This window comes from Dietzia sp. DQ11-44 (assembly GCF_014145205.1).
In the GTDB taxonomy this organism is placed as follows: Bacteria; Actinomycetota; Actinomycetes; order Mycobacteriales; family Mycobacteriaceae; genus Dietzia; species Dietzia natronolimnaea.
In genome coordinates this window covers 1-2,606 of sequence record NZ_JAALEC010000121.1, presented here as the reverse complement: position 1 = coordinate 2,606, position 2,606 = coordinate 1, and the positions used below count along the sequence as shown (strand labels likewise).

The window sequence follows — 2,606 nt, the reverse complement described above, 5'->3', positions numbered from 1 at the left end:
CCGCTGTGGCTACTGCGATTTCAACACGTACACGGCCGGGGAACTCGGGTCCGCCACCTCGCCCGCCGACTGGGAACGGGCGGCCGCACTGGAGATCGAGCGGGCGGCGTCGGTGCTGGCCGGGCCGGGCACCCCGCCGAAGGTCGACACCGTCTTCGTCGGCGGCGGAACCCCGTCGCTGGTGGGTGCGGACGTCCTGGTGGGGATGCTCGATCGGATCCGGTCGACGTTCGGGCTCGCGCCCGGAGCCGAGGTGACCACCGAGAGCAATCCCGAATCCACCTCCCCGGAGTTCTTCGGACGACTGCGCGAGGGCGGATACACGCGGATCTCGCTGGGGATGCAGTCCACCGCGGCGCACGTCCTGCGCGTCCTGGACCGCGCCCACACCCCCGGTCGCCCGCAGGAGGCGGTCGCCGAGGCCGCCCGAGCCGGGTTCGACCACGTCAACCTGGACGTGATCTACGGGACGCCGGGGGAGACCGACGACGACCTCGCCCGCACCCTCGACGCCGTGGTCGACGCAGGGGTGGACCACGTGTCCGCCTACTCGCTCATCGTCGAGGACGGCACCGCCCTGGCCCGGAGAATCCGTCGGGGAGAACTGCCCGGGACCGTCGACGACGTGCTGGCCGACCGCTACGAACAGGTGGCGGAGCGACTGTCGCGCTCGGGGTTCCACTGGTACGAGGTCTCCAACTTCGCGACCGACGAGTCGGGTTACTGCCGTCACAACATGGGGTACTGGCGCGGCGGTGACTGGTGGGGGATCGGACCCGGGGCGCACTCCCACGTCGCCGGAGCCCGGTGGTGGAACCTGCGCCATCCTGCGCGCTACGCCGCGGCGTGCGACGCCGGGGACCTCCCGGTCGAGGGCGGGGAGCGACTGCACGACGACGACCGTCACCTCGAGCGGATCATGACCGGCCTCCGGCTGGCCGAGGGGCTCCCCGACGGGGCGTTCACGGCGCAGGAGAGGGAACGTGCGGACCTCCAGGTGTCGGCGGGTCTGCTACGGCGGCGGCCCGCCGACGGGCCCGACGGTCCCGGGTACGCGTTGACGGAGTCGGGCAGGTTGCTGGCGGACGGTGTCGTACGCGACGTCCTCCTGTAGAGCCGCTGGCCTAGAATCGTCTGTACGCAGGGCGCGAGGAGAGGGATCCATGTCGAGCACGGCCGATCGTAGGACCGAGGTCTTGCGCGCGATCGTCTCCGACTACATCGCCTCGCACGAGCCGGTCGGCTCCAAGACGCTGGTCGACCGCCATTCCCTGGGGGTCTCCAGTGCGACGATCCGCAACGACATGGCCGTCCTCGAGGCGGAGGGCTTCATCGTCCAGCCCCACACCAGTTCCGGACGGATCCCCACGGAGAAGGGCTACCGCCACTTCGTCGACTCGATTGAGGAGATCACCCCCCTCTCGCGCGCCCAGCGGAAGGCCATCCAGGCGTTTCTCGAGGGTGCCGTCGACCTGGACGACGTCCTCCGGCGGGCCGTGCGGTTGCTCTCCCAGCTCACCCGCCAGGTCGCCGTCGTCCAGTACCCGGTCCTGGGCCGCTCCACCGTGCGCCACCTGGAGGTGGTGAGCCTGGCCCCCACCCGTCTGTTGCTGGTGCTGATCACCGACACCGGCAGGGTGGACCAGCGGACCGTCGAACTCGCGGCCCCGCTGACGGACGACCATCTGGCCGAGCTCCGGTCCCTCCTCTCGGAGGCGGTCGCGGACAAGCGGCTCAGCGAGGCCTCCGAGGCCCTGGCGGCCACGCCTGACCGCGCTCGTCCGGACCACCGCGATGCGGCGGAACGGTGCGTGACGGTGCTGGTGGAGACATTGGTGGAGCAGCCCGACGACCGAATCGTCCTGGGCGGCACCGCCAACCTCACGCGCAGCGCAGCCGACTTCGACGGGTCCCTCAGGTCGGTCCTCGAGGCCCTGGAGGAGCAGGTCGTGATCCTCCGGCTGCTCTCGGCGGCGCAGTCCGTGGGGATGGGAGGGCCCGGAGGGGTCACCGTCCAGATCGGGGAGGAGACCCGGGCGGCGGAGATCCGCGGCGCGTCGGTGGTGTCCTCCGTGTACGGTTCCGAGCGCCAGATGCTCGGCGGGATGGGGGTGCTCGGGCCCACGAGGATGGACTACCCGGGAACAATCGCCTCGGTCGCCGCTGTTGCCCACTACGTGGGCGAGATCCTGTCCGGGCACTGACGCCCGTAGCCTCACCCGGGACCAGTTCTTCCATCGAGTTCATTTGACGAAAGGCGACACGTGTCACGCGACTACTACGGGACCCTCGGGGTCGATCGGGGTGCCTCGGAGTCCGAGATCAAGCGCGCCTACCGCAAGCTCGCCCGCGAGTTGCACCCCGATGTCAACCCGTCGGACGAGGCGCGTGAGCGGTTCACGGAGATCACGGCGATGTACGAGGTCCTCACCGACCCCGAGAAGCGCCGTGTCGTGGACATGGGCGGCGATCCCCTCGACTCGTCGCCCGGCGGCGGATACGGCGGCGGTTTCGGTGGCGGTGGCTTCGGCGCCGGCGGCGGTCTCGGCGACGTGTTCGAGGCGTTCTTCGGTGGCGGCGGGGGCGGCGGCGGACGCGGCCCCCGG

The 2,606-nt window shown here is 70.9% G+C and carries 3 protein-coding genes; all 3 read left to right on the top strand.

Translation table 11 applies throughout. The features are described 5' to 3' along the window. On the top strand, window positions 1-1,114 hold a 1,114-nt coding region (hemW, locus tag G6018_RS03595; RefSeq protein ID WP_182638770.1), incomplete at its 5' end, for a radical SAM family heme chaperone HemW. A 49-nt stretch (window positions 1,115-1,163) separates the two neighbouring features. Continuing rightward, window positions 1,164-2,204: a heat-inducible transcriptional repressor HrcA gene (gene hrcA, locus G6018_RS03590; RefSeq protein ID WP_179524962.1), complete on the top strand. Its 1,041-nt coding sequence runs from the start codon at window positions 1,164-1,166 to the stop codon at window positions 2,202-2,204. Between the two features lie 60 nt (window positions 2,205-2,264). Then, a partial coding sequence (locus G6018_RS03585) for a DnaJ domain-containing protein (RefSeq protein WP_182638768.1) occupies window positions 2,265-2,606 on the top strand: 342 nt, incomplete at its 3' end.

What these genes read in the sequence shown, in the direction of transcription:
- hrcA (WP_179524962.1), top strand. Translation starts at nt 1,164, where the DNA reads ATGTCGAGCACGGCCGATCGTAGGACCGAGGTCTTGCGCGCGATCGTC.